This window comes from Xenorhabdus ishibashii, assembly GCF_002632755.1.
GTDB classification, from domain to species: domain Bacteria; phylum Pseudomonadota; class Gammaproteobacteria; order Enterobacterales; family Enterobacteriaceae; genus Xenorhabdus; species Xenorhabdus ishibashii.
In genome coordinates, this window is record NZ_NJAK01000001.1 from 2,606,433 (window position 1) to 2,628,439 (window position 22,007).

Sequence of the window (22,007 nt, forward strand, 5' to 3'; positions counted from 1 at the left end):
GATAATTAGTTTAGTCAAATTGAGGATAAATATATAAATGTAATCAAGACCTTCCTTGGTCTTGGATGATTAGAGGAATATTACAACTTTTAGAGTAAAATTCCGACTTGTTTCCATGAATGAGTTACAATATCCGAAATTTTCTTACCAAATAATACCTTAGCATTATCAACAGTTAGTAGTGCAAAATCATTAAAACTGGCTTTGTGGGATAATTGTTTATCCAATAATGTATTATACCAAATTTTTCCAGCTTGCTCCCATGAATATCCTCCTAATTCTGTTGCCAATAAATAGAACGCCTTATTGGGAATACCAGAATATTTGTGGACACCACCGTTATCGTCTCTGAAGGATAAATCCTGATATTGATCCATATGGTCGACTTGATTATCTTTCGGGTTTGCTGTCCCGGGATTTTTGAATGAGCGCAAGGCAACATTAGGATCATTGTCTGGATTAAGTGCTTGGCCAAATATTCCCTGACCTATCAACCAATCAGATTCGTTGACTTTTTGGTTATTTGCATACTGTTTCACCATAATACCGAATACATCTGAGATGGATTCATTTAATGCCCCCGATTGATAGGCATAATCAAGATTTGCTTCACTTTCAGTTACTCCGTGGGTGAGTTCATGAGCAGTAATATCAATACAGGAGGTGAAGCAGTGAAAATAAGGGGAGTAACCATCACCGAAAACCATTTGATTATTATCCCAAAATGCATTCATATAGTTTTTTTGGTAATGAACAGTAGCAACTAATTTAAGACCCTTATTATCAATAGAATTACGGTCAAAAATTTCTTTGTAAAACTCATATGTTTTACCAAGATAATTATAAGCCTCAAAGGCTGCAATATCATCAACTCCTGCCATTCCTTCGCTTAAAATTAATTTAACTCCTGGATATTGATCCTTATGTTCAGCATCGTAAATAGTTCTATTTAATTTATCATTATAACCTGGTTGATACTCATTAAATAAAACGTCCATTTCAGCAGAGCTATTCATTAAATTGTAAACATGATTTAATGTTTTTAATATGCACATTTTATCGGTTTGGCCGCAAATTTTAACAACATGTTCTAATAAATAGGGTGGAATGATACCGGATTTATTTAGTTTTTTTTGATTATTACGCATAATAATACCCCCGATTTTTAGATGTTATGTATATTTTATCTCTAGGGACTTTAATTAAGTATTAATCTAAATGATGGTATTTTCTACTAACGGAAGGTGTTTTTTGTTGGGTTATGACATATTAATTTATGAATATAATAAAGGATCGTCCTTAACCCTTTATTATTTATTTTAGGATTATCTTAATGTTACTGCACCCAATATGAATTAGTATTTTATTAATATTAATTTCATTTTTCTTTGGAAAATAGAACACCAACTTCTTTCCAACCCTGACTAACAATCTCTGATGTTTTCTTGTTGAATAATTTTTCAGCATTATCAATCGTCAGTTTGGCAAAATCTTCAAAATCTGTATCTGAAGATAAACGCTTATCCAGTAGCGTTTCATACCAAATTTTTCCTGCTTTTTCCCAGGCATAGCCTCCCAACTCCATCGCCACCAAATAAAATGCCTTGTTAGGAATGCCTGAATATATGTGAACGCCGCCATTATCAACGAAAAAGGGAAGATCTTCATATTGATCCATATGACCAACTTGCTTATCTCCTGAGAATGCGCTTCCGGGATTAATAAAGGTGCGTAAGCCAACCTCGGATTTATTTTCTGGATTAAATTTTGGCCCCAGTAAACCTTGACCTAATAACCAATTGGATTCATCGACTTTTTGGTTATTAACATATTGTTTTACCATAATGCCAAAGATATCTGCGATGGATTCATTAAGTGCACCAGACTGGTAGATATAGTCCAGCCCCGCTTCGCTCTCGATGACACCGTGGGTTAACTCATGAGCTATAATATCAATGGCAGAGGTAAAGCGATTGAAATATTTTCCATCACCATCACCAAATACCATTTGTTTTCTGGTCCAGAATGCATTCAGATAATTTTTTCCATAATGTACTGTAGCAACTAACTTGATTCCTTTGTTATCAAGAGAATTGCGACCGAAAACTTTTCTATAGAATTCATGAGTCTTACCAAGATATTCATAAGCTTCATTAACTGAATCATCTGAACTCTCTGGCATACCTTCGCTGCGAGATAACTCTTCTCCTGGAAAATCATCTTTGTTTTTAGCATTATAAATAGTGCGATGCAGCTTATCGTTAATTTCTGTTTTAGTTTCCTGCTTATCTTGTTGAGAAATTGTCTCTTCGGCAGGAGCATTCATTAATTGATAAACATGATCTAATGTCTTTAATACATATTGATTAGTATATGTATCACAATCATCAGAGATATACTCCAGAATAAATGGAGGAATTAAGCTGTATATATTGGTTTGATTATTGCTCATAATAATATCCTGTTTTGTTGTTAGATATTGTGTTCGTTTTTCTGGTCAGGATTGAATACTAGCCGTAATTAATAAGCGAGTCATTAGTATAAGCATTGACTTTTTATATCAGGGTATTGCTAATGAGAGATAATAAATATTTTTATCAGTGTTATGATAAATAATCCATTTTTTTCAGGTTGAATTTTTTAAAATAAATAAGTAAAACAGGAATAAAGAAAATTTCCTTGTATTCCTGCTTGTAATTGTCAAACCCAATCTTTTTTGATCAGAAATGAAGTATATAATTCAGATTCAGGGGAGTTGGTTTCTGGAGAGTAACCATATTCCCAACGTACTAATGGGGGCATGGACATTAATATAGATTCAGTTCTTCCACCGCTTTGCAAGCCGAAAAGCGTTCCCCTGTCCCAGACAAGATTAAATTCAACATAGCGGCTTCGACGATATAATTGGAATTGTCTTTCACGATCGCCCCAAGTTATATCTTTTCTTCGTTCTACAATAGGTAAATAGGCAGATAAGAATCCATTACCGACAGCTTGCGTGAAATTAAAGCAGGTATCAAAATCAGGCGTATTTAGATCATCATAAAACAAGCCACCAATGCCGCGCGGTTCATTGCGATGCTTAATAAAAAAGTAATCATCACACCATTTTTTATATTTTGGATAAACATCACTACCAAACGGTTGACATAAATTTTTGGCAACGGTGTGCCAATAAATAGCATCTTCTTTGAAACCATAAAAAGGCGTGAGATCAAAGCCACCGCCAAACCACCATACAGGAGGCTCACCTTCTTTTTCAGCAATAAAGAAACGTACATTTGCATGACTGGTTGGGACATAGGGATTAAGTGGATGAATGACAAGAGAAACGCCCATCGCTTGGTAACTGCGACCTGCTAATTCAGGACGATGAGCTGTAGCAGAAGCGGGCATTGAAGCTCCTGAAATATGTGAAAAATTCACACCGGCTTTTTCAAAAACCTTACCTTCCGTTAATACACGGCTTCTTCCGCCGCCACCATCTTCTCGTTGCCAGCAATCTTCCATGAAGGTTGATTGACCATCAAGTTGTTCTAGCTGCTTGCAAAGGTGATCCTGTAATGAGAGGAAAAAATTCTTAACTTGATATATATTAGGTATATTCATAATTAAATTATAACTATTTGATATTATTTAAATAACTCTAATTTTTTGACGAGTTTTTTTGTTTATTTATGCAATTGTTTATATATAGAACGCTGAACAAACCTATAAACAAGACATAAGATAAGAACAGTGTAAAAGAAAAGACAGGAAAGAATAAGGGTGAATGTGTGATCAATAAAACGAGGTCAGTACTACTTGTCGCGCTAGACAATGGAAACTCGTAGGTTCAGTGCAACTTTCCCTCTGCAAGAAAAAGGAGGACCTGCACCGCGCTGAAGTGGAAAAACTGATGGAACACACCACTGACCACGTATTTTTATAAGCTGGTTTGAAAGGTACTGCAAAAAGAAAAAGCCCTGAGTCAAAAACTCAGGGCTTATAGATTCTGGCGGTGCGGACGGGACTCGAACCCGCGACCCCCGGCGTGACAGGCCGGTATTCTAACCAACTGAACTACCGCACCGCGGGGTGTTCTGGTTGAGAACGGGGCTGATAATACGGGCTACAGTAAAATCCGTCAATCGCTTTTTATAACAAAATGGTTCGCTTGCACAGTTTTTAATCCAAGCAAAGCATTTATCCCCATTTTACGACTCTTTTATCAATGTAATTGCTCAGGTTTTACCCGCCAAAGACAGCTTCCTCCTTTCTTTTCCACCAGATCCAAACGAGATTCATGCTGAATTAATTCTTCATCGGAAGCATAAACAATTTTCAGCTCTGTCTGTGGGCGAGTAATTTTCTGGATTTCGGCAACTTGAGCACTACCTGATGTTTCCCCTTCCATCGAAAAAGCCAATGATGTCTGACCACCTGTCATTGCCAGATAAACATCAGCCAGGATCTCGGCATCGAGCAATGCCCCGTGAAGAGTACGTTTGGCATTATCGATATGGTAACGCTCACACAACGCATCGAGGTTATTACGCTTGCCAGGGAAAAGTTTTCTCGCCAACATCAAGCTATCTGTAATGCTACAAAATTCAGCAGTTGGTGGAATATTTCGATTCAGTTTACTGAATTCATAATCCATAAAGCCGATATCAAACGTTGCGTTATGAATAATCAACTCAGCACCACGGATAAACTCAATGAATTCATCAGAAATATCCGCAAATTTCGGTTTATCCTGCAAAAATTCATCACTGATCCCATGAACTTCAAATGCTTCGGGATCAACTAACCGTTCCGGTTTGATATAAATATGAAAATGGCGTCCTGTCAAACGACGGTTAATAACCTCTACGGCACCAATTTCAATGATATTGTGTCCCTCATAGTGAACACCTAATTTGTTCATACCGGTTGTTTCGGTATCGAGGACGATTTGGCGGGTAATAGCAGTGCTCATAATGTTTTTTTGTGTCAGACTTAGATTTTTGATTAAAGACAATATAGGAATAGTCTACCAAAAATGAACAAACAGGTAGAAATTTTCACCGATGGTTCTTGCCTCGGCAATCCTGGTCCTGGCGGATATGGCGTTTTACTCCGCTACCAACAGCAAGAAAAAACCTTGAGTGGCGGTTATTTTCGTACAACCAACAACCGAATGGAATTAATGGCAGCCATAATAGGCTTGGAAGCACTCAAACGTCCCTGTCCCGTAATCCTGACGACGGACAGCCAGTACGTGCGTCAAGGGATCACTCAATGGATCCATAACTGGAAAAAACGTGGCTGGAAAAAAGCCGACAAATCTCCTGTTCTCAATGTCGATCTCTGGCAGCGGCTAGATAAAGCTATCTCGCTGCATGACATTGATTGGCGTTGGGTTAAAGGTCACGCCGGACATCGGGAGAATGAACAGTGTGATGAGCTGGCTCGCACAGCCGCTAATAACCCGACTCAAACAGATGATGGCTATATCGAAAGTGAAAATTAGCCCGTCAATTAATAGCGTCGGTGAATATTTTTTGCTGCCCCCAACGCATTATTGAATCTTGGTTTCATCAATGTTGCCCGCATGGGGTTTAATGTCAACGGTATTGTCCGTTTGCGGGCAATAATCACATTCAAACAACCAAATATTGACATACAGGAGTTATCAAAACGCTTTCCGCTATGCCACGGTAAAACGTGAAAATTAGCATGATGAATAACTTCATAATTAAGAAGACGTAGCCAATCTAATTGGCGCAACATTGAAAACATTTGGGTTCTGCAAGATTGCCGATGATATATCGGGGCAATCATTTTCCTGAAACCTAATATGCTTACTGGATTAAAACCACTGATAACCAACCAGCCATCATCTATCATGATCCGATCAACTTCTCTCAAAAGCCAGTGTGGATCAATACTATAAGTCAACATATGCGCCAACAAACAGGCATCAACAGATTTAGTTGCAAAAGGGAGGTGATTGGGATCAGTAATGACATCCATATTTTGCCCTTGTAACCCTATGTTGACTTGATGGCTGACCAAACAGGAACGAGTATCAATTTCAGCGCTTAAGTTACCGATTTTCACTAAATGAAAACCAAAGATTTTGGACCACCACGGTTCCAATTGACGTTCCAGAGCGATACGGTAATATTCTCCCCACGGTAATTCAGCCCAAGAAGCAGGGAGTGTTATTTGCTTGATTGAACGCGCTGATTGCATGTCGTCTTCCTTTCAACCTACTTATAAACCTACTATGAAAATGAGGCATATAATGGAGCTTATCAGGATACCAGCCCTTTCAGATAACTACATTTGGTTACTTTGTGATGAAAACAAACATTGTGTCATTATCGATCCCGCTGAATCACAGACTGTCATTGATAGTCTAGCAACAAATCAACTTATTCCCGCTGCGATTCTGCTGACACACCACCATCATGATCACGTTGGCGGAGTTCCTGGGCTACTTAAGCACTATCCTGAATTACCCGTATACGGCCCTGAAGAAACACAAGACAAAGGAACAACTCACATTGTCTATGAAAATAATACCGTTGAGATAGGAAGTTTTTCTTTCCGAGTCATAGAATTGCCAGGGCATACACTTGGTCACATTGCATTCTATCAGGCTCCCTATCTGTTTTGTGGAGATACTCTGTTTTCCGGCGGTTGTGGCCGTCTATTGGAAGGTACAGCCGAACAAATGTTTTCCTCTCTGGAGAAAATTTCATTATTGCCCGATGATACATTGATCTGCTGTGCTCACGAATACACGGCGGCAAATATGAAATTTGCAAAAGCAGTATTACCTGACAATCCAATTATTCACAATTACTATCAAAAAATTCTTAAATTACGTGAAAATAACCAGGCAACGATCCCAACAAATTTACAAACAGAGAAAAAAATCAATGTTTTTTTAAATTGTCACGATGTTGATTTACAAAAAAATATCGGTATCAAACCTAATTCAATACCACTTTCTGCTATTTTTCAGCAATTAAGGTCTTATAAAGATCGATTTTAATTTTATTGGGTTGTCTTCTACGTAATAGGCCAGTATTATTGCTCACCTTTTAGGCAAGCATCAGAAAAGAACATGAAGACAAAAGCAATCTTGTTCACCTCTGTTCTTCTTGCTGGGTGTCAATCGAGCCTGCAAACAAAGGTTCCTTCCCAGCAACAAGCACAGAAGATGTCTTCAACGAATCAGAAAACAAGCGGTATTGCAGAACCAGAAGATACTGCAAACTGGAGGATGAGTCCGACAGCCCAGCAAAATTTGTGGGGACATATTCGCGATGAGTTGAAGATGGAAATTCCTGATAATAGCAGGGTGAGCGAACAACAAAATTACTATTTGAAACACAAGGGTCATATCCAAAATGTAATATTGCGTGCAGAACCATACATTTACTGGATAGTTGAGCAACTTGATAATCGACATATGCCAATGGAGCTGGTATTGCTGCCTATAGTGGAGAGTGCCTTTGACCCCCATGCTACTTCCTACGCCAAGGCGGCAGGATTATGGCAGATTATCCCAAGTACTGGCCGTTATTATGGGCTGAAACAAGATAAATGGTACGATGCCCGTCGTGACATTGCGGCATCAACAACCGTCGCTCTTGATATGCTTGAGTATCTCAACACACGATTCAATGGGGATTGGCTTTTGACCATTGCCGCTTACAACAGTGGCGAAGGCCGGGTTATACGTGCAATCAAAGACAATAAAGCACAAGGGAAACCAACCGATTTCTGGTCGTTGTCACTGCCACGGGAAACAATGCACTATGTTCCCAAGATATTGGCACTGAGTAATATCATTCGCCATAACGAACAGTTTGGTTTCAAACTTCCTAAGCCTAACAACCAGCATGCACTGGCAAAGGTTGATGTAGGGCAACAAATCATGTTGTCACAAGCGGCTGAATTATCAGGGCTATCATTAACGTCAATCAGGGCATATAACCCAGGCTATAAACAAGGTATGACATCTCCTTATGGACCGCATTACATCATGCTACCCATGAAGAATGTTAATCAATTTAAGGCATCCTTGGCAGATAAAAACGTCTTGAATGACATCCGCCAGACGGTCAAACACAATACACATAAATTACAGCAACAGAGCCACTATACCGTTCGTGCAGGAGATACATTGTCCGCGATCGCAAAGCGCTTCAATACTACTCACCGAGAGTTGCAAAAACTAAACAGCTTAAAAACGGCTGATCGGCTCCAGATTGGACAAGTACTGAGAATAGATAACAGTGGTTCAGTTACCTATCGTGTGCGTAAAGGGGATTCATTTTTCAGTATTGCTAAACGTCATGGTGTGAATCTTAATGATTTAATTAGTTGGAATAAAAACCTAAAAATCAAAGAGATAAAACCAGGTATAGCTCTGACGCTTTATCTTAATTAAGGGAGTTTATCTCTCCAATATATCGTTCCCTGTCCCAACGGATAGGGAATTTATTGCATTGACCAATAAAATGATAATAAGAACCAAGAAAGAGGAAATACAAATTGTCATCATTAAAATAAAATATAAATAATCTGCCTAATACCTTTATCAAAATAAAAGAGTATCTCCTATTCCCTTCTGTATATCCATTAACGTCCACTCCCTGTCTCGAAACAGCAAGTCGTGATTATAGTGCCATGCGGTTGATAGTACCAACAGTTGACTTCAATGCATAGATATCATTTTTGGACTGACTTAATTATCACATTGCTAAATATACCAGATATTAATTTGTCTATTCCCATTTAGGATTTAGTTCATCACAACATTTACTTTCATTTGAATTAATAGATGTCGTTTATATATTCAATGAAAATATATCATTCATTACCGCGCTCTTTTTTATTAAATAAAAAGACAGAAAATAAAAATCTCACCTCTAAAAAACAGATTTTTTGTGATCTAGCTCATGGAATAGCAATGATCATGATTTTGTCAAAACCGCTGCCTATTTTTTTATTTTTATTTCATCATGTTATGGAAAAATCATCTTTTGCGGATAAATATTAATCGGTTAGATACACTAATCATATACACTATCTCAAGATATTATTTTTCAACGGCAATCATTTTAACTTTTTACACCGTTATTGTCAGATACCGCTTTTTATTTCATTGGATTTAATTTGGTTTTTACTCATTCGTTATTTATTATTTCCCCCATTTTATTCACCACGAATTAGCCGATGTATTCGGTCAACAACGTCCCTTCAAATTATCGCAAGACAGCGTTTCGCGCCCTTAATTATCAAATTTGTCAGGGACAATGTGAGTGAGATTGAAATCTTGTGCCCGAATGTGATGGTCTGTGTTGCTATCAGGCGGGATAGCCTATTCCATCACGCTCCGTCATTATCTCAGGGAGATACACCATGTCAGTGAAAAAACACCTCACCAAATTGAAGAAAGGAAATGCGCTGTTGGAATCAGGACAGCAAGCCACACAAAGGGCAAAACAAGCCAAAGGCCTGCTGACGAACGCGGGCAATCACGCGGCTGGTAGTATGATCAGCGGCATGGGGGGCGGTTTTGCCGGACGTTCAGGCCAGGCGGTCGGTGGCTCTGGTGCTGGTAGCATGATCAGCGGAATGGGCGGTGGCTTTGCCGGCGGACAGGGACAAAAAGCCGGACTGGCAGTCCAAGCCGCAGCGGGTGGCACGACGGCAGGCAAAATATTGCAGCAAATCGGCCAGCAATTAGGGCTGGGCGGCGGAGCCGATCCCAGCGGCCTGCTGTTCACCTTGACGGCGGGCACCCTGCCGACTCAGACCTTTGTCGTCACCGACTTCAGCCTGAACGAACACTTTTCGCACCCCTTTGCGCTGGAAGTAGGGCTGGCGAGCGCCGACGCCGCCATTGACTTCCCACTGGTGCTTGACCGCACAGCGACACTGAGCATTTTGCAGAATGGTGTCGAACAGCGCAGCGTCACCGGCATCGTCACCCGCTTTGAACAGGGCAACACCGGCCTGCACCAAACCACTTACCGGATGAGTATCCGACCAGATCTGTGGCGCACTACCCTGCGGCAGAACTCGCGCATCTTTCAGCAACTCAACATCACCGGCATCATTACCAAAATCCTTAAGGAGCATAGCATCCGTGACGTGGTGTTCAACCTGCGCCACCCGCACCCGGAGCGCGAATTTTGTGTGCAGTATCAGGAAAGCGATTTCGATTTCCTGCAACGGCTGACGGCGGAAGAGGGTATTTTCTACTTCTTCGAATGCAGTAACGGGCGCAATACGCTGGTATTCGCCGATGACTGTGGTTCAGTACCGCCGGGCATCCGCCTACCCTATCAGCCGGGGGAAGGCAGTACGCTGGGCGAACCGGCGGTCAGCAGCCTGACCCACAGCGCTCAGGTGCGCCCAGCGAAGGTACAGCTTAAGGATTACACTTTCAAGAACCCTGCCTGGCCGGCGGAATTTAACCAGCAGATACGGGATGAAAATCTGCAACAACTGTACTATGAGCACTACGACTATCCGGGTCGCTTCAAAGACGAAGCGCATGGCAAGGATTTTACCCGCTACCGGCTGGAGGCACTGCGCAGTGACGCCGTGACTGGGCAGGGCAGCGGCAATGCCATCGCCCTGCAACCGGGCAAACTGTTCATTCTTGATAACCATCCACGGGAAGACCTGAACCAGTCATGGCAGACTGTCTCCACTACCCACAGCGGCAGCCAGCCACAGGCACTGGAAACGGCTGGCTCTGGCTCTGGCTCTGGCTCTGGCTCTGGCACGACGCTGAACAGCCACTTCACCTTCATTCGCCAGAACCAGAACTGGCGTCCGGCACCGTTGCCCAAACCGGTGATTGATGGTCCACAAATCGCTAAGGTGGTCGGTCCGGCCGGTGAAGAAATCTTCTGTGACCAGTACGGGCGTGTGCGTCTGCAATTCCCGTGGGACAGGTACGGTAAGAGCGACGACCAAAGCTCCTGCTGGATACGTGTCAGCCAGCCGTGGGCGGGTCAGGGCTGGGGCATGCTGGCCATCCCGCGTATCGGACAGGAAGTGGTGGTGGACTTCCTGCACGGCGACCCTGATCAGCCGATAGTCATCGGGCGTACATACCATGCCAGCAACATCCCACCGGGAGCCTTGCCGGGCAGTAAAACCCAGATGGCGTTCCGCTCTAAAACCCACAAAGGGCAGGGATATAACGAACTGCTGTTTGAGGATGCCAAGGGCAGTGAACGGCTGGCACTGCACGCGCAGAAAGACATGTACACCAAAGTGCTCAACAATCGTGATACTCATGTACTGGCAAATCACAGCGAAACGGTGGAGAAAAACCAGATCATCAAGGTCAATGAGCACAAAAAAGAAATGGTGAAAATGACTAGTACGGAAACCATCGGTATGGTCTATGCCCTGACTGTAGGAGCCAGCATGAATACCACCGTTGGCATAAGCCAAACTGAGCAGGTCGGTAGCCATAAATCCGTTGTGGTCGGCAATACTTTGTCTATCAATGCCGGTGATGTGATTGAGCTGAAATGCGGAGCCAGCCTCCTGCGTATGGACAGCAAGGGCAGAATCACCCTGCAAGGCAGTGAGTTCAAATTTGAAGCCAGTGGCCCGATACAAATCACCGGTAAAGATATCGACCTGAACTAAAAGGACAGACTGAGATGGAATTTCGTAACCTGACCTCCTTTGCGGTGATGAACTATTCGATGTTGGATGTCGAAGATACCGAGCATCATGTTGCGGTAATGAAAATCGGCTACCAACTGATGCCTACTGGGCTGGGGGAATATGTCGCTGAATTACTGCCCGCCCCGCCCTTGTGTTTACAGGATGAATACCGTGGGCAGATGAATGCTTCGCAGGTGTTGCAGGAAAGTGATCTTGCTCCATTTAAGCCGCGCTGTGACGTGATTGTTAACGGCACCGCGTATGCGCCTGATGGCCGTCCCTGTCGCGAATTTCCCGTACGGTTGGAGGTAAAAAACAAGCAGGGCCAGCCCCTGCTCGACAAAACTTTGACCGTAACCGGCGAACGGGAATTTATTCGTGATGCCAGCGGCAACTGGCAACTGACTGAACCAAAACCTTTTACCACGTTGCCACTGGATTATCGCTATGCCTATGGGGGCGAGTGCAAAATTCAGGCAGATGATAAAACGAGCGAACACCTCAAGGAAAGTGATCGGCTGACACCCGAACAGCGCCAACAACATCCAGATGGGGAAAATGCACCGGTTGCTCATGCCGTTTGTGAAACCAATCCGCTGGGAACGGGGTTTATCACCCCGTGGTATGCCAACGCCAAACGACTCACCCGTTACTCAGCACCGCGCATTATCCGGTCGGATGCACCTTTCACCGCTCAGCATTTTGCCGCGCAACTGAATGGCACGTTACCGTCCGATACACCGGCCTGTCAGCCCCAGGGCATGGGCTTTATCGGTCGCCCGTGGTTGCCCCGCCGCCAGTTAGCCGGCACTTACGATGCCGACTGGCTGGCACATCGTCATCCTTATCTGCCGAAAGATTTTGATTTCGGTTACTGGAACGGCGCGCCGACTGACCAGCAGATTGACTGGCCGGACACTGATATCACCCTCACTCTGAGCGGCCTGACACCTGACGGAAACTTGCATGTCAGACTGCCGGGGCATCGTCCTTTTATCCTGCTGCGAATGCACAACGGCATACTGCTGCCTGTGCCAATGCGTATGGATACGTTAATACTCGACAGCGAAGCCAAAACGTTACACATGACCTGCCGGCTGAGCTTCAAAGCTGATATACCTGTGAGAGTGGCTGAAGCGCGGTTTGAAATTAACCCTGATGCACCATTGCTCAAATTGGCCCCACTGGAAGAGGAGAAAATGGATGGCTGATAACTACCTCGCCCGCACTGCGGGTAGCTGGATGATTGTCGGCATGCTGCCGGACGTGTGCAAAACCCCGATGGGATCCTCTACACCCCCGATCCCCTATCCGGTGGTGGCGAAACTGGCAGACAGCTCAGCCCCGGAGAAAACCGTGCGCGCCAACGGCCAGCCGGTGGTGGTATTTGCCCAGAGCTTTGTGCCACAAACCCTTGGCGACCAAGCCGGCGTGGCAAATGGCGTCAAAAGTGGCACTGTGGGCGGCAAATGCCATCCACAGGAGCATACCCGCACGGTACGAGCGGGTAATAAGCTGGTGCTGCGTCACGGGGATAAATTTTGGATGAACGGGGCATAAGGAGGGAACCATGTCAGATACGATACTCGTCACACCGGATAGCATCGATGTCAGAGCCGAAAAATATTGTAAAGAATTTAACATTCGCACGCAGGCTGAGGCAGAAAAAGCGTTAAGTAATGCGGATACGTTATATCGGCAAAGTTCGTTCTTTTACGGTGATTACGGCGACGATCCGGAATTAGACGTTTACTATAATCAGGCAGACGCTGATTTGACCGCTCAGGATTTTAAGAAAACGGCTCAAGAGACCGTTGAAAAATTCAAACGTGGTGAATTTCCAAAGAAAGAATGGGAAGAAGAAGAAAAGGAAGCAAGCGACTATCCCGAACCCAACGCCGCCTTACCCCAAAAGCCTCGAGACGATAGTCCGACCGGAGAAGGGAATACGATAGGAACCATTGTAGGGCAAGCACCCCAAGCTGGCTCTCCCCCGCATGAGGCTAATCCTGCTGTTAAGCCTGAAGCGCAGGCAGAAAAAGGCATGTGGGATAAAACTGTTGACTGGTTTCAGGAAACTGCCGATGACGTCAACCAATGGATTGATGAGAGTAAACATAATTTGGAAGAAGCCTGGAATAATCCAGGGGAAGCAGCTATCGGGGCAGGAAAAGCGCTCTGGAATACCATCCCTGAAATGGGGGAATTGCTTGGCAAAGGGATGGTGATCGTCGCAACGGCTCCCGCCGTTGCCGCCGAAAAAACCTGGGAATATATGGGCGGCTCTCCTGTTGGCATTTCTGAAATTCAGCAAAAGGCCGTGGCGGCGGTCAATGCTGATGCAATTAAGATGGAAATGAAAAGCGATGCAGAAAAAGGGGGAGCCCTCGCTTTTGATATCGGTAGTATCGCTATGGGAGGGGCTGGGATACTTAAAAACGCAGCAAAAGGCGCAGCCAAAGCTGGAACCAAGGGGGTGAGTAAAGAAACCAAATCCGCCGAAAGTGCAGCCGGTGCCAAAATCAAAGGCCAGTCGTCGGAAACCACCAACTCCACGCCAGCTAACTCCAAAAAAACCGAAAAAGACCCCGTTGATAACAAATCCAGCAACAAAGAAGGGAGTTGTAACGGGACGTGTACGAAAGAAGGCGAGCCTGTGGATGTGGCCACCGGTGACTTCCTGCAAGTCTGGCCGGTGATTGCCATTCCCGGCTTGTTGCCCATCACCCTGACCCGTACTTATCGCTCCACCGCCAAATTCAGCGGCCTGTTTGGGACGAAATGGGCAGATGACTGGTCGCGCCAGCTAGTGTTGAGCGACGGCAAGGTGAATTTTACCGATGCAGACGGCGTGATCTACGATTTCACCACGCCGGAAGATCAAGTCCTCGCCCGTAACCAGCATATTCCGCATTACGTGTTAACGGGGGAGCTGACGGGCGAACTGCAACTCACTGATCGTCAGTCCCAGCTTACCTACCATTTCAATCATGCCGTCGGGAATATCCGCAAACTGTCCGCCATCACTGATCGCCGCCAGAACGCGATCCAGTTTATCTACGATAAACAATCGCAACTGATCGAAATCACACGCACGGATGGTTTCCGGCTGGTGCTGGGCTATCAGGGGCAACACATCCAGACGGTGGATTATCTCGAACCGCAGAAACAGCAGCGGCTGGTAACCTGTCACTATGATCCGCAAGGTTACCTGCATGAATGTGACGCGTTCCAGCATAACCATCTGTGGCATGAGTATGACGCGCAGGGGCGGATGATCCGTTGGCACGATACCGACCAGACCGATTTAAGCCTCACTTATGATGAACAAGGGCGAGTACTCAGCACCGCATCCTCCCAAGGTTACTGGTGTGACCATTTCCACTATGACGATCAGGCACGTATCACCACCTATCGGGATGCCGAAGGCGGTGAAACCCAATACCACTATGATCACAACGGACTGGTGATCCGTGAGGTTGACCCGCTGGGGCGTATTACCCGCCGCCAGTGGCGTCACAGCCAAATCATCTGGGAAGCCGATCGGGCTGGCGGGCTGACTACATTCGATTACAACCCTGATGGTGCGCTGACCGAAGTGAAGCTGCCGACCGGCGATACTTTTGCTTACGGTTATGACGAACACGGGCAGCTCATCGAAAGTGTCCAGCCCACCGGTGAACGCTGGCAATTTCACTATGATGATCAAGGCAATCTGACGGCACTGACTAATCCGCTGGGGCACAAGGAAGAATACCAATACGGCATCCACGGGGAATTACGTCAGCGCTTATTGCCGGATGGGCGTCAGTGGCACTACGCCTATGATGAACAACAGCGACTGGCGGCGGTGATGACGCCGGACGGCCAGACCACCGGCCTGCAACTGGATGAACTGGGGCGACTGCGTCAGCTTACTGATGCCTTCAAACAGCAGACTCACTACCGTTACAGCGATGACCATGCCAGCCTGAACGGTAGCCTGACCGAAATAGAACTGCCGGACGGCACGACTCAGCAACTGGCCTATGACAGCGAGCGGCGCGTGGTGGCGGTCACTGACGGCGAAGGCCGTACCACCCGCTACACCTATGGCGCGTTTGACCTGCTGACGCAGGTGACCCGCCCCGATGGCACAGTATTACGCTTTGGTTATGACCGCCTGACCCGGTTGAATTCTGTCACCGCCTCCACCGGTGAAACCTATCGCTATGAGCGGGATGCCGCAGGGCAAATCATCAGGGAAACCGATTTTACCGGGCGTACCCTTGATTATCAGTACGATAAACTGGGACGACGCACGCAAGTGCAGTATCCCGATGGTCAACAGCTTCGCTGGCACTATTCTGCGACGGGCTTGCTGGTCAGGCAGGAAAGCTGGCAGCCGGAAGATGACAAGTTGGTACTTAAAGCTACGACCACTTACGAATACAACATCCGTCACCAGTTGGTGAAAGCGACTAATGACGATGCAGTGGTGGAATATGAGTATGACAAGGCCACGGGGTTGCCTGTCTGCGAACGTATCAATGGACGGGAAATTATCAGGGAATGGGATAGCCTGACAGGGCGCCCAATCAGCGAAAGTGTTGATGGCAATACCCTGCATTTCGGTTATAACTTGTTGGGTAATCTGGATCACTTTCAGCTCAACCAGCATACGCCGCTTACGTTCCAGTATGATGTGCTGGGACGGGAAACGGTGCGTGAAAGTGCTGACGGCTTTATCCTCGCCAGCCGCTACACGGCTACCGGCCTGCTGGCGCACCAATCGGCGGGACAGGCCACTAAACTGTTTCGCGAAACACTGGCGCAGAATGACCCGTATTTCCCGCCACAGGCCACCGCTGTCAACCGGAGCTGGCAATATGACCGCGCCCATAATGTGCGGGTGATTGACGACAGTCGCTGGGGACAAACCCGCTATCGTTACAATACTAACGATCAGATACTGCATACCCTGTTCGACGGCGCGCGTCCGCATGAAGAGCAATTTACCTATGATGCCAACGGCAATCTGAACCAACACCTGCCTGTAGATGCCTACGGCGCGATGGCACAAATTACGCAGCGGCAGAAAGCCGGGCGCGTGGTGCAGCAAGGGGATATCCGTTATCGCTATGATGACAATGGTCGTCTGGTGGAAAAAACCGAACAGCATGACGGCTTTCGCCCGCAAATCTGGCGTTACCGCTGGGATACCCAAAACCAGCTCACCCACTGTGAAACCCCGGATGGCTCCCGCTGGCAGTATAAATATGATGCTTTTGGGCGGCGTATCCAGAAACTGAAAATTCACGATGGTAAACTGGCTGCGGCGAATTTACAGTTGTGGCTGGCCGGCAAACCGGATTTGGCACCGAGAGCCGATGCCATCATGGGGCAGGAATACCTGTGGAGCGGCGACCAGCTTATCGAGGAAACGCCTCTGTATGCAGATGGTTCTCCAGCAGAGGGGCAGCGTATCCGCTGGCTCTACGAACCGGGCGCACTGACACCGTCAGCGCGTTTTGAGCAAGACAAGCTACACTATATTGTCAGTGACCATCAGGGCACCCCGCGCGAGATGCTCAATGAGGAAGGAGTACTGGTATGGGCGCAGCGGCTACGAACGTGGGGGCAGTCAGACCGTTTTCAGGCGATTGGCTCCGGTCATGCGGATTATCATGTTAATTGCAACTTCCGGTTTTTAGGCCAATATTTTGATGAGGAGTCGGGTTTATTCTATAATCGATTCCGCTATTATTCGCCGGAGACTGCGCAGTACATCTCGCCCGACCCCATCGGGCTGATGGGGGGCGTGAATCCGTATTCGTATGTGCATAATCCGGCAGGATGGGTAGACCCGTTCGGGTTAGCGGGTAAAGACTGCGATAAATTGTTTTCAAATCAATCTTATAAGGAGATTGAAAAAGCTCCATTAGATCAGTGGATAGTTGATTCTTTTAAAGACGGGAAATATAAAACTGTCGTCACAACTCAAGATACATATGTATATCGCGTTTACGGTGGTAATGCTAAACCGGGTGGCTCATTCGTATCAGATCTTCCAGCTTCTAACCGTATACAAGCTAAAATCGATGCGGCTCTTTTGCCCGAATGGAAAAATACCCGACAATTTGAAGCCCAAATATTGGTTCCAAAAGGAACAACACTCCATGTGGGCCAAGTTGCACCGCAAACAATGAAATCTGGAGCAGTTCTTAAGGGAGAAGCAACACAAATTCTTCTGCCCAGAGATTGGGATCCATCTTGGATAAAAAATACAAGAGGCATTCCATCAAAATAGAGATAACAATATGAATAAAAAAGAATTAATAAATTTAATCGAAAATGTAATTTTTGATTTGGAAGAACTAAAAAAATCTAGGCAGGAGAACAATCTGGACTCAATTATAACTCTTTATAAAAAAACGCTTTTATCTTTAGAGTCAGGAGAGTTAAAAGCCAATATTGTGAAAAATATGACTAGAGGGTATCTAGAAATCTATAGTGATTACGACAATCCCGTGCTTAACCTAATGTATGCATGTGAAAAAGAGATAGATAAATATATAAACTCATAGCTCATTGTTTAAATTAAAGATCTATGATAAAAAAGCCGGAAAGATCCCCAAGATCTTCCGGCTTTGTTCTTTTTAAGAGCTGCTCATTCCCTGCCCTTAGCGGCTTGTGTAGCCGCCAATCAGCTCCCGCATTTTGAGCTTAATCTCACTGATTTGCTCTCGCTGGCGCTGGTATTGCTGTTTGAGGCTGTTAGTCTCGTCATTGTCAGGGATCAGCACCAGACAGCCCTCCATAATCTTGACGGTGAGTGTGCCGCCAATATCAAAGCCTGCTGCCTTAAGCCACTGCCCCTTAAGGTGTATTGCCGGCGGGGCACTGGCCTTGTCATTTTGCGGCACGTATCCCACGGTGTAATAACGTTCTGTTTTTACGGCTTTATTTACTGCACGGTTTTGCTTAGAATGCGCCTTAGCCATCATTAACTACCTCCAATAGTTGGTTATGGTTAGCGTTTTGGTTGTGCTCCAACACAGCCAGAACGCGTTAAATCTCAGCGTGTTACATTAATTGCCTGTTTAATTTTCTCTTGTGTGATTGCCATGTCCAGAATGCGGCAAATCACATCCTGATCTTCTGCTTTTAACCCGTCAACTTGCTTACACAACTCTTTTAGCCTCTTGTTTTTAATATCAAAAACGGGAGCGATTGCACCTTCTTCACCCAGCAGTAAATGGTCAATACTGACTTCCAGTAACTGCGCCAGTTTAATGATGTAATCAAACTGGGGCTTAACCTGTCCCTGCTCCCAGCGTCCGACCATCCGGGGCTGGATATCTAGCAAATTCGCCAGTTCTATCTGTGTAAGCTGTCTGGCCTTGCGCAGTGTGGCAAGGCGTTTACCAAAATCAGTCATAAATGAACAAAGCCAGTTAATGTGTTTGTTCATCATGATAAGTGTCCTTTTTTAGTGTTGGGCTTGAAAGTATTATATTGACCTGTATTATATAGGTCAATAATGACCTTGACGCATTTTAAAGGATTAAGACATGGCTCGCATTCCCGAAGCAGAGTTGCAACACCTGAAAGCCGCCGTTCCCTTAGTTGCCATCATCGAGCAGCAGGGGCGGCAGTTGTTTAAACGCGGCAAAGACATGACCGTGCTGTGCCCGTTCCATGAGGAGAAAACGCCGTCGATGGTCATTACCCCAGCGAAAAATCTCTACCACTGTTTTGGCTGTGATGCGGGCGGGTCGGTGCTGGACTGGGTGATGCACACCGAGGGTCTGAGCCTGCGCCATGCCGTGGAGCGCCTGCGTGCCGTGCTGGGGCACAATCCGGCGGTGGAGCCGCTGGTGCAGCCGGAAGAGCTGGCCGGTGATGCCATCGGGCAGCAGGTGTTGCTGTCACGGGTGGTTGCGTTTTATCACCATACGTTGCTGAATGCGCCGGAGGCACAAGCGTACCTGTCCAAACGGCGGCTCAACCATCCTGAACTGGTCAGCCATTTTAAGCTGGGCTTTGCCAACCGAACGCTCGCTTACCGTCTGCCAGCCAGTAAATACAAGGCCGGGGCAGAGGTTCGCCGCCGCCTGCAAGCCATCGGCGTGCTGCGGGAGAACGGGCGGGAGCACCTGCGCGGCTCGCTGGTTGTGCCGGTGATGGATGCACAGGGGCAAATCCACGAACTGTACGGGCGCAAAATCGGCGACGACCTGCGCCAGTCCATCATCCGCCATCTGTACCTGCCGGGGGCACACAACGGGGTCTGGAATGAAGCCGCGCTGGGTGCCTCCCGAACGCTTATCCTGTGTGAATCGCTGATTGATGCGATGTCGTTCTGGGTGACGGGGCAGCGCAATGTGACGGCGGCCTATGGGGTGCATGGCGTCACGGCTGATCACTGGCAAGCCTTTGAACAGTACGGCATTAAGCAGGTGCTGATCGCTTTCGATAATGACAGCGCCGGCAATGATGCCGCGGTCAAACTGGCGGCGGCACTGGCGGCCAAAGGGATCACGCCCCTGCGCGTGGTGTTCCCGTCGGGCAGGGATGCGAACGAATATCTGTGCCAGGTGGCTGAGCCGGAAACCGCCTTTGCGCTGCTGCTTGACAGCGCCGTGCCGATGCAGGGTGTGGCGGATACGGTGGCACTTGGGCGCCAGACGCCTGAGCCGGACACCGCGCCAGCCCCCGCTTCCCCTTTAGCCGCTGACCCTGCGTCCGGTGTGATGCCAAATGTCGTCTGTGAGTCCGGTGAGCATGGCGAACTGCGCGTGTCAGTCGGCACACTGCAATGGTGCCTGCGCGGGCTGGGTGCGGTCAAAGCGGGCGCGGTTGCCATGAAGCTCAATGCGCAGGTGCTGGACAGGCAAAGCGGCGTGTTGTTCGCCGACGGGGTTGATCTGATGAGCGGGCGCTCACGCAACAGTTACGCCCGGCTGGCTGCCGCTGAGCTGGGACTGGCCGAAGGCGACCTCCGGCGGGCACTGGGGCAGGTGTTACTGGCGGTCGAACAATGGCAGCAGCAGCCCGCCAAAGGCACCGAACCCCGCGTACCTGAAATGGGGATCGCAGAGCGGGAAGCGGCACTGGCCTTGTTGCAAGATCCGTACCTGACGGCCCGTATCACCACTGACTTGGCGGCCTGCGGTGTGGTCGGCGAATCCACTAACTTGCTGGCCGGTTTTTTGGCGGCGGTGAGCCGAAAGTTACCCAAACCGTTAGCGGTACTTATCCAGAGCAGCAGCGCCGCCGGCAAATCCTCACTGATGGAGGCGGTGCTGAACCTGATCCCCGAGGAGGAGCGCATCCAGTACAGCGCCATGACCGGGCAAAGCCTGTTCTATCTGGGGGAAACCCATCTCCAGCACAAAATATTGGCTATCGCCGAAGAAGAGGGGGTGCGGCAGGCGGCCTATGCGTTGAAGTTGTTGCAGTCGGATGGTGAACTGACGATGGCCAGCACCGGCAAGGATGAGGCGAGCGGCAACCTCGTCACCAAAAGCTATACCGTCAAAGGTCCGGTGATGCTGATGCTGACCACGACCGCCATTGATGTGGATGAAGAGCTGCTCAACCGCTGTCTGGTGCTGACGGTCAATGAATCCCGTGAACAGACGGAAGCCATCCATGCGTTGCAGCGCCAGAAGCAGACGCTTGAAGGCTTGCTGGCCGGGAACGAGCGGGACTATCTGATGCAGCTTCACCAGAACGCCCAGCGGCTGCTTAAGCCGTTGAATGTGGTCAATCCGTATGCGCACCAACTGACCTTTATGTCAGACAAAACCCGTACCCGCCGTGACCATATGAAATACCTGACGCTCATTCAGAGCATAGCGTTGCTGCACCAGTACCAGCGGGAAATCAAAACGGCAGAGCATCGCGGCAGACGACTTGAATACATCGAAGTGAGCAAAGACGATATCCGGCTCGCCAATCAGTTGGCGCATGAAATCTTAGGCCGGACACTGGACGAAATGCCGCCGCAGACGCGCAAGCTGTTATTGCTGATCCAGCAGATGGCGAACGAGATGGCGGCAGGGCAGCAGTGCGCCCTGAATGCCGTTCGCTTTACCCGGCGGGATATCCGCGACTTTACCCAATGGAGCGACAATCAGCTTAAAGTGCATTGCCAGCGGCTGGCTGAGATGGAATACCTGCTGATCCACGGCGGCAGTCGCGGGCATCTGCTGCAATACGAACTGCTCTGGGACGGTGATGGCAACAGCGCACACTTAAGCGGCCTGATCGTGCCGGTATGATCAGTGCAAGTTGGGCTGAAAACAAGGCAAGTTGCCCCTAAGTTGGGTTCAGGTTGG

General features: G+C 47.2%; 15 protein-coding genes, 1 tRNA gene and 1 pseudogene. 9 read left to right on the forward strand and 8 right to left on the reverse strand.

Going from position 1 to position 22,007, the window contains the following annotated elements; genetic code table 11:
- Window positions 1–89 precede the first annotated feature (89 nt).
- From Xish_RS12415 to dnaQ, 5 genes are all read right to left on the reverse strand, one after another.
- The gene (locus Xish_RS12415) at window positions 90–1,148 is read right to left on the reverse strand and encodes a M4 family metallopeptidase (RefSeq protein WP_099118129.1); all 1,059 of its coding nucleotides are present in this window, start codon (window positions 1,146–1,148) and stop codon (window positions 90–92) included.
- 230 nt (window positions 1,149–1,378) lie between these two features.
- The gene (locus Xish_RS12420) at window positions 1,379–2,452 is read right to left on the reverse strand and encodes a M4 family metallopeptidase (RefSeq protein ID WP_099118130.1); all 1,074 of its coding nucleotides are present in this window, start codon (window positions 2,450–2,452) and stop codon (window positions 1,379–1,381) included.
- A 248-nt stretch (window positions 2,453–2,700) separates the two neighbouring features.
- Window positions 2,701–3,609, reverse strand: a complete 909-nt coding sequence (gene hemF / locus Xish_RS12425) for an oxygen-dependent coproporphyrinogen oxidase (protein ID WP_099118131.1) — start codon at window positions 3,607–3,609, stop codon at window positions 2,701–2,703.
- 386 nt (window positions 3,610–3,995) lie between these two features.
- Window positions 3,996–4,072: transfer RNA gene (locus tag Xish_RS12435), tRNA-Asp, on the reverse strand.
- Window positions 4,073–4,210: 138 nt separating this feature from the next.
- A complete protein-coding gene (gene dnaQ / locus Xish_RS12440) occupies window positions 4,211–4,960 on the reverse strand; it encodes a DNA polymerase III subunit epsilon (protein WP_099118749.1) in 750 nt (249 codons plus the stop codon).
- Between the two features lies 1 nt (window position 4,961).
- On the opposite strand from dnaQ, the pseudogene rnhA reads away from it, so the two are divergent.
- A pseudogene (gene rnhA, locus Xish_RS12445) lies at window positions 4,962–5,494 on the forward strand (ribonuclease HI).
- Between the two features lie 8 nt (window positions 5,495–5,502).
- Here rnhA and Xish_RS12450 read toward each other — a convergent pair.
- Window positions 5,503–6,219: a class I SAM-dependent methyltransferase gene (locus Xish_RS12450; protein WP_099118133.1), complete on the reverse strand. Its 717-nt coding sequence runs from the start codon at window positions 6,217–6,219 to the stop codon at window positions 5,503–5,505.
- 52 nt (window positions 6,220–6,271) lie between these two features.
- Between Xish_RS12450 and gloB the strand changes: the two genes are divergently transcribed.
- The 7 genes from gloB to Xish_RS12490 all read left to right on the forward strand — a co-directional run bounded on the left by gloB (window position 6,272) and on the right by Xish_RS12490 (window position 18,248).
- Window positions 6,272–7,027 carry a hydroxyacylglutathione hydrolase gene (gloB, locus tag Xish_RS12455; protein ID WP_099118134.1) on the forward strand — a complete coding sequence of 252 codons (756 nt, stop codon included), beginning with the start codon at window positions 6,272–6,274 and terminating at the stop codon, window positions 7,025–7,027.
- Window positions 7,028–7,099: 72 nt separating this feature from the next.
- Window positions 7,100–8,431, forward strand: a complete 1,332-nt coding sequence (mltD, locus tag Xish_RS12460) for a murein transglycosylase D (protein ID WP_099118135.1) — start codon at window positions 7,100–7,102, stop codon at window positions 8,429–8,431.
- Between the two features lie 974 nt (window positions 8,432–9,405).
- Window positions 9,406–11,661 carry a type VI secretion system Vgr family protein gene (locus Xish_RS12470; RefSeq protein WP_099118137.1) on the forward strand — a complete coding sequence of 752 codons (2,256 nt, stop codon included), beginning with the start codon at window positions 9,406–9,408 and terminating at the stop codon, window positions 11,659–11,661.
- A 14-nt stretch (window positions 11,662–11,675) separates the two neighbouring features.
- Window positions 11,676–12,893 carry a DUF2169 family type VI secretion system accessory protein gene (locus Xish_RS12475; protein WP_099118138.1) on the forward strand — a complete coding sequence of 406 codons (1,218 nt, stop codon included), beginning with the start codon at window positions 11,676–11,678 and terminating at the stop codon, window positions 12,891–12,893.
- On the forward strand, window positions 12,886–13,242 hold the full coding sequence (locus Xish_RS12480; protein ID WP_099118139.1) for a DUF4150 domain-containing protein: 357 nt from the start codon (window positions 12,886–12,888) through the stop codon (window positions 13,240–13,242). The genes Xish_RS12475 and Xish_RS12480 overlap by 8 nt, the downstream gene beginning before the upstream one ends.
- 10 nt (window positions 13,243–13,252) lie before the next feature.
- Window positions 13,253–17,971, forward strand: coding sequence for an RHS repeat-associated core domain-containing protein (locus Xish_RS12485; RefSeq protein ID WP_099118140.1), 4,719 nt, complete (start codon window positions 13,253–13,255; stop codon window positions 17,969–17,971).
- A gap of 10 nt (window positions 17,972–17,981) precedes the next feature.
- Window positions 17,982–18,248, forward strand: a complete 267-nt coding sequence (locus Xish_RS12490; protein WP_099118141.1) for a hypothetical protein — start codon at window positions 17,982–17,984, stop codon at window positions 18,246–18,248.
- A gap of 96 nt (window positions 18,249–18,344) precedes the next feature.
- Here Xish_RS12490 and Xish_RS12495 read toward each other — a convergent pair whose 3' ends face one another.
- Window positions 18,345–18,665, reverse strand: coding sequence for a SymE family type I addiction module toxin (locus tag Xish_RS12495; protein WP_099118750.1), 321 nt, complete (start codon window positions 18,663–18,665; stop codon window positions 18,345–18,347).
- Window positions 18,666–18,739: 74 nt separating this feature from the next.
- A complete protein-coding gene (locus Xish_RS12500) occupies window positions 18,740–19,138 on the reverse strand; it encodes a helix-turn-helix domain-containing protein (RefSeq protein ID WP_099118142.1) in 399 nt (132 codons plus the stop codon).
- 97 nt (window positions 19,139–19,235) lie between these two features.
- Here Xish_RS12500 and Xish_RS12505 point away from each other — a divergent pair, with 97 nt between their 5' ends.
- Window positions 19,236–21,950 (forward strand): CHC2 zinc finger domain-containing protein, encoded by a 2,715-nt coding sequence (locus Xish_RS12505; RefSeq protein WP_099118143.1) that lies wholly within the window; start codon window positions 19,236–19,238, stop codon window positions 21,948–21,950.
- The last annotated feature ends 57 nt before the right edge of the window (window positions 21,951–22,007 follow it).